Here is a 6,530-nt window from a genome sequence, read left to right on the forward strand (position 1 = left end):
GCCCCGTCAGAACCTCAACCTGCCTTAACTTCGTGACAATCTCTTCCGGCTTCGGTCGCTTGTTGGCCATGTGTTTCCTCCGTTTTCCTAAACATAGCGGAGGACCACTTCAGTGGGGGAGGATCACCTCCAGCCCGGCCTTCGCGGCATACGCCCCGACCAGACCCTTGATCCGAGCATTGTCCACGCCAAAGGCCAGAGGAGCTGGCCGGATTTTGGTGAACCGGCGATTTACCTGTGGGTCAATTCCCGTGATCGATCCAAGACGTTCGGTTCCACTCAGCACCAGAACGACGGGGTGCTCACCCTGCATCAGCCCTTTCAACATCTTGAACATGTTTTCGGTCTCGGCACCCGAGGCGGACTTAAACATGTCATGCGCCTCGTCGATCCAGAGCAGCGTTGCCCCAGTGACCTTCAGGCGATGACGCACCATGTCCCACACATCGTAGACACGCGCCCGGTCGCTGACCTTGTCGACTCCCATCTTCTTCAGGATGTCGACGCCCAGGCTGCGCAAGGTCGCAGGGACCGCCACCTTCAAGTGGACATAGCGCGGCGCGCCAGTCTCGGGATTGTGTGCCAAGGGAGCAAAGTTCTTCAGGACCTCAACGATAGCCGTGGTTTTCCCTCCCCCGGATCCCTCGATAAAGGCGATCCCCTCGGTTTCCGTCCCACCGGTACAGCGGACAGGAAGATGCGTGAGTTCTCCGTCCTCGTCACGGATGAACTTGCGGCTCAGCTGCTTCTCGAAGGCCTTGTCACGATCGGTCTCGATATGGGCACTCCGCAGGGATTTCATCTTGGCGGCGATTTCTTTATTCGAAAGAGTCATGGTTTTTCTCCTGTTTTCCGGTGCTTTGGGGATCAATCACGCATCTTCCAGGTATCGGCAGACGCTTCCTGCGCAGCGGAATCTCCGGCCGTATCCTTCACGGAGCTGGGCTTGGTCTGCACCACCGGCGTCACGGTCCGGCCCAGGCCATCCGAAGACGAAACCTGTTTCTCGCGGGGAGAAACAACATCAAAGCTTGCCATGGCTTCTTGCTCGACAGCCTTGAAACGTTTCTCGTCCCAACCATGGTCAATGATGCGGCGGGCGGCTTTACGCTCGGCGTTCAGGGCTTCGATATCGGCAATGGTCTGAGCGATCACGTCCTCTTCCCACTCCATCCGCTTCTGATCGCGGGAGCGGAGTGCGCGGCGCGTGGCCACCCAGGTCGAGGCATCGACCCCTTGGAAAGCGTCACTGACTGCAGGAACAGCGTACCAGGTACCATCAAGCTCGACCTCAATGGTCCCGATATCCTCCTCGAACCACCGCACATTCACCGGATGCTTGCCACGCTTCAGATACTTGGCCGCCAAGTCGCCGGTCTGGTAGCGGACGTTCAGGATGCGGATCCCGTCTTTCTGCAGTTCACGCTGCAGGGGCAATCCGAATGCGAGACGTTTGCGCCGCATGGTCGGGGCAGACATCAGGGGATAGTTGCCATCTTCGAGATCCTTTTCCCACTGCTCAAGCGGCGTCCGCAGCCCCAAGGACTCCTGCGGCGTGTTGTGATAAACATCGACAACCCAGCGCACGAGGGCATAGATCAGGTCTTCCAGGGCATGGCAGGCAAGTTTCTCGGAAGGGTGAGTACCGCGTTCAACCACACTGCCAAAGGTACGGCCCGACAGACGGGGCAGCAAAGTCGTCGCCAGCGTGCCGAACACCCGTTCGATCTTGCCCCGCATCGAAGGCTGGCCGGCGATGGTCTGGACTTTTGCAATGCCGAGATCCGTACAGGCATTGGTGAACAGCAGAGACTTGAACGCCCCGCCATTGTCGACATAGAGCGTTTCCGGCGTTCCGAACATCGACCAGGGCGACAGCGCACCCATTTTGTCGGCGAACTGCCCCTTGTCACTGACAACCATACGCAGACATTTGAGGGCGCTGCTGGTCTTGGGGTTCGGCGTCAGCGCCAAGCCCACCAGACAGTTGGTCCGGCAGTCGATCGCTCCAACCATCCACCAGCGCTTCAAGGTTCCGTCCAAGCCCATTGCCACCCGCTCTTCCGGCGTGAACATCAGGAGCAGCTTGCTCTTGCTCAGGATCGTCAGAAGATCGATCTTCCACTCGTCCATCTCGACGCGTTCGAACGGACGGAGAACCTCAACACCCTTGTTGACCGGACGCATTTTTTTCATGGCCTCACCGTGACCATGCCGTGCAACCATGACATGGAACTTATCGAGGCATTTGATGAAATTGCTCACCGCATCGCGTCCCGGGGTGCGAAGTTTGACCTCCCCCTCCTCAGCGCGGCGTGCATTCTCCTCCTTGAAGGCGAGTTTCACATCGACCAGCACAGTTGCCTTGCTCTTGCGTTGACGGGACATGTACTCCTTGTTCACCACCTCGGCGAGCAGAGCCATTTCTTCGATCGTGAAGTAGCTGTTGGTGTTGCCGCGCTTGTCCTGGTTGTCGATCAGGGCCTTCTTCCCGCCCCGTTTGTAGGCAGCCGCCCATTTGCGCAGAGTGCTGGCGGCGACCTTGTCAGGGAGCACGACAGAGCTTTTGGAGCGGGGTTTCGGCCCTTCGCCACGTTCGTACTTGGCCACCTTCAGGCTGTATTCCGGATCAGGAAGCGTTTCCTCCAGATAGGCCTCAGCGCCATCGCGGATTTGCGACATTGCATGATTGATCTCGGTATCATCGACCTTGAAGACTTTCCGTTCCTTCAGCTCGAAGTAGGATTTGACCATGGCTTCACGCTGATTGGCACGCTTGCGCTTCGTAAGGCTGAGGCCGGCCATGAACACGTCATCAACCGTATTGGCCTGAGCGGGGCGCAGATGTTCCGGCAGCTGCGCATAGGGGCGCACTTCGATCTCCCCGCTGGCGTTCAGCCGGTTGAGCGTGCCGAGGTCATAGGTGGCCTTCTTGTGCGGATCATCAATGGCATAGAAGGTGGCCGTACCATTCGTCTGGTAGGCGTACCCCCAGCTCTCGCCATGCATGCAGTACACATGATCTTTGTCGAGGCTGAAGGTGAGGAAGGATTTTTCGTGCATGGACATGGGAAGTCTCCTGTTTAGGCAAGGTTGGTGCCCGTGATTGGGCAAGGGGGTGCTGTTCCCGCGCGCGGCATTGCGCACGGGTGGCAAACTTGAATGTTTCGGTTAGGCCTAGACGACCGTCAGAGCCGGTTGCGGTTCCGCGACGAGCACAGGGCGATCCGGCAGATGCTGGGTCAACTTTTCATCCCGGGCATTGACGATCACGGCGTCCGGCGAGATCCGTTCTTTCACCTGAAGTCGCGCTTCACCTGTCCGAAGCAGACGGATCAGCGCCCGATACCCCCGTGCGCCCAGACCGACGGCCGAGGTAAGCTCGCGCAAGCTCAAGCCACCGCCGGCAGGCAAACTCCCGAGAGCATGTTGAGCGGCATTGTCGGCATCGAAGTCCACGGCACGGACTGCAGCCATGACCTTCGCATTGTACAGGTCGACCGGATCCAGATCGACTTCGGTGAGGATACGCACTTCATCCACGAAACCCGTCTCGTAGGCCCACCAAGTGACGGCCTGCATGTGCTCCTCGAAGCTTTCCTTCTTCGACGAATAGAGGCGGACTTCCGGTTTGACTGCGAAGGCAATGCGTTCCCCGGACACGAGAGTCACAATCACGTCGAAGATGTGCTTCTTCAGTTTTTTCCGATCCCACCCAAAGTGAAAGATCACCTGCTCCTGCATGCTGGCGACATTCCGGACGGAGTTCAGAATGTAGGAACTGTCGATTTCCAGGTGGCTCTCGTGCTGCATCCGAACACCGGCCCCATCGCCAAGCACCGAGTGTGCAGTGCAGTGTGCGGAAGATGCAGCGGGAACATCGCGGACCGCTTGGGAGGGTGTCGGCAAGACAATGCCGGTAAGTTCATCAGGGAGTGCGTCAAGATGATGATGCACATCGCGAAAATGGTAGGACATGGTCTTCTATCTCCAAATCAAGTTGCACTCCCCGGTCGGTCGGAAAGCGTGCGACCCCATGGTTCTGCCCCAGCACAAGCCCACTCGGGATACATTGCGGTTGGCTGCGGGCAGACCTGTCCCGTGGCGACAAACGCGTCGCGGAAAAGAAGGTCTTCATGTTCTGGAAGCATCCGAGTCCTTGAAACCAACCCGTTTGGGTGATAGGTTCCTAGCTGATTAAGGTAGACTTCGGTCTTCCAAGAGAGAGCGGTCTGTTGGCGCAGATCGCTTTTTCGTTTCTTGCTACATCGTCAGTGCCTCCTGTGTTGCGGCGATGGGTATTTGGTAGCTCCCGATTTCGAATACCAAAAGTCTTTTTCTTTTTTGTACAATAGGTTAGAAATCAGTATCGCCGAACATCGTGCGAATATAGAAACTGCGGAATCTTTCGCTTTTTCGCAGACACATCATCTTGTGCGAACCAGAATTCCCGAACCTGCAGCTCACCAAAGTCTTGCGATTCCGGATAAATTTTTCGCAAGGCGAAACCGGCCTCGAGAATGAGACGCAGTCGCATTTTCCCTAGAATCAATGCCCTCTTCACATGGGCAATCCCAACATTTCTCAGGGAATCACCGCAGTTTTTCCCGTGGGTGATTCCATGCAGAAAGGCAGAGACAGGCCGAGAGTCGCGGACAGGAACGGTTTGCCGTTCAACGGCGCAAAACTGGGTCTGCAATTTTTGGGAGAGGTCGACTGCCATTCTCACACTCTTCAATCTCAAGCTTCAGGTGCCAACCGTATGAGCACGGCTGGGCGAGTTCACGTCATATGAACCGTATGCGGAGAAGCGAGATATGAGTGTTGTTTTGCGTCATGACCCAAACATAGAGGCGCCCCCCATAAATAAACAAGGCCGATGGACACGAAAAAATGCAGGTTGCGGTCACATTGTTGCAAATTTGCATCATTTTAAAATTAAATTTTCCGCACATCTTGCTTCCTATTTACAAGATATGGCAGGGCCTTCCCTGTCAGGCCGGTCGCTCCCAACCAGTCGCTGACAGGGAAGATTCTCACCTCCCCGCTGCGCGGACCAACACTTCGTAAAAACACAAGAATTTCTCTAAATATTTATTTTGTGCGAGCACTTGAAGAAGTCGGGCTCAGCACCCAACGGAGGACCGATTTTGGTCCCGGTAAGCTATAAGCTTGGGGGAAATCAGCCGTCTGCCAGAGCTAACTGCGCACCGCAGGCTGTATCATGGGCAGCGCTCGACACCCCAGGTGCTGCGCTCAGCATAGATGTCAACTATATCTGATTGTGTGGTCGATACCTCACGGCACAGCCGATACACTTTCCGACCCAACTCTAGGGCTGCAAAGCGCTATAAGGTCAGATGCAACGGAAAGGGGCATGGGAGCGAAGCTATGAATCAAGACAATGACGATGCTCAGATGGACGGCCTCGGCCTACGCATCGATGACGCATCCGACGCTGGCGACACCGCGGCACTCGAAGGCCTCGACACAGAATGCGCTGAACTCCTCGCTCAGGAGGACTCGCCCGATGCCTTGCTCTACTATTTCCGAGCAAACATTCAAGACGGCCTGCATTCTTCTCTGCCTCCTACGGATTGGTCATGGCACCAACCTCATCGAGAGCGGCAAATCCGATATTTGCGCCAAGCACATATGGCTCCCTCATTTGATGGACTAACCCCGCCCCGGCGTGCCAGATAGTGACCAATCTTGCAAACCAGATGAGTACGCTCGGGCGTCCAATTGAAGCCATGCGACTCTATAAAGTTGCGCTGACCACGAGCCCGAAATTCGCAATGGCACTATTGAATCGCGGACTGGTCCGCTTGAGCTTCGCCCGAATGGTGTATGACGATGGGCGCACTCCACAATACCGACGCTACCGTCGCCGAGTTTTGCTCCGCCGTTGACACCTTCACCTTACGCCAGTCGAGTCCCGTAAAAAGTGCTTCAAACTGGGCGTGGTTTAGTGACATCAGACCATCCTTGATCGCAGGCCAAGTGAAGGTCGTTTCCTCCAGCCGCTTGTAGGTCATCACCAACCCGGTTCCATCCCAATACAGCAACTTTAGCCGATCCGCCCGCTTTGAGCGGAGCACAAATACCGTTCCCGTGAACGGGTGTGACCGTCACGCACCGCTTACGGCGCAAAGACAGGGTCCTCGACTTCTGCCGCAGGCAGCACAAGCTTGTCCTGTTTGGCTTCACGTCGCCATGCCGAAAGTTGATTGGGCAGAATGCCAAACCGCTCCTCCACGGCATTCACCGTCGCACCAGTCTCCAAGGTCATCGCGACGACCAAGGCCTTGGCCTCATCCGGCCACCGGCGATGTCCCGACGCGTAAATCTCGACGCCCAGCTATTTGAGAAACGAATTTGTAGCGCACATTTCGAAACGCACTTGATCCTCCCCCACTGAAGTGGTCCTCCGCTATGTTTAGGAAAACGGAGGAAACACATGGCCAACAAGCGACCGAAGCCGGAAGAGATTGTCACGAAGTTAAGGCAGGTTGAGGTTCTGACGGGGC

The 6,530-nt window shown here is 56.4% G+C and carries 6 protein-coding genes; all 6 read right to left on the reverse strand.

Annotation, left to right across the window (positions count from 1 at the left end):
- Positions 1-109: 109 nt before the first annotated feature.
- Entirely contained in the window at positions 110-871 is a 762-nt protein-coding gene (locus MK745_RS19440) for a TniB family NTP-binding protein (protein WP_243614833.1), read from the reverse strand.
- Complete coding sequence (locus MK745_RS19445; RefSeq protein WP_243614834.1) at positions 868-3,069, reverse strand: Mu transposase C-terminal domain-containing protein; 2,202 nt, start codon at positions 3,067-3,069, stop codon at positions 868-870. The genes MK745_RS19440 and MK745_RS19445 overlap by 4 nt, the downstream gene beginning before the upstream one ends.
- A 108-nt stretch (positions 3,070-3,177) precedes the next feature.
- Positions 3,178-3,978, reverse strand: coding sequence for a hypothetical protein (locus tag MK745_RS19450; protein ID WP_243614835.1), 801 nt, complete (start codon positions 3,976-3,978; stop codon positions 3,178-3,180).
- A gap of 385 nt (positions 3,979-4,363) precedes the next feature.
- Positions 4,364-4,723, reverse strand: coding sequence for a hypothetical protein (locus MK745_RS19455; protein ID WP_243614836.1), 360 nt, complete (start codon positions 4,721-4,723; stop codon positions 4,364-4,366).
- A 1,081-nt stretch (positions 4,724-5,804) separates the two neighbouring features.
- Complete coding sequence (gene tnpB, locus MK745_RS19460) at positions 5,805-6,101, reverse strand: IS66 family insertion sequence element accessory protein TnpB (RefSeq protein WP_243614837.1); 297 nt, start codon at positions 6,099-6,101, stop codon at positions 5,805-5,807.
- 41 nt (positions 6,102-6,142) lie between these two features.
- Positions 6,143-6,292 carry a transposase gene (locus tag MK745_RS19465; protein WP_243614838.1) on the reverse strand — a complete coding sequence of 50 codons (150 nt, stop codon included), beginning with the start codon at positions 6,290-6,292 and terminating at the stop codon, positions 6,143-6,145.
- Positions 6,293-6,530: the final 238 nt, after the last annotated feature.

The sequence above is a fragment of the Shimia aestuarii genome, assembly GCF_022814865.1.
Taxonomy (GTDB): Bacteria; Pseudomonadota; Alphaproteobacteria; order Rhodobacterales; family Rhodobacteraceae; genus Shimia; species Shimia aestuarii_A.

Coding starts and splice junctions, on each gene's coding strand:
- MK745_RS19450 (WP_243614835.1), bottom strand. CDS start 3,978: ATGTCCTACCATTTTCGCGATGTGCATCATCATCTTGACGCACTCCCT.
- MK745_RS19455 (WP_243614836.1), bottom strand. CDS start 4,723: ATGGCAGTCGACCTCTCCCAAAAATTGCAGACCCAGTTTTGCGCCGTT.
- MK745_RS19445 (WP_243614834.1), bottom strand. CDS start 3,069: ATGTCCATGCACGAAAAATCCTTCCTCACCTTCAGCCTCGACAAAGAT.
- MK745_RS19465 (WP_243614838.1), bottom strand. CDS start 6,292: ATGACCTTGGAGACTGGTGCGACGGTGAATGCCGTGGAGGAGCGGTTT.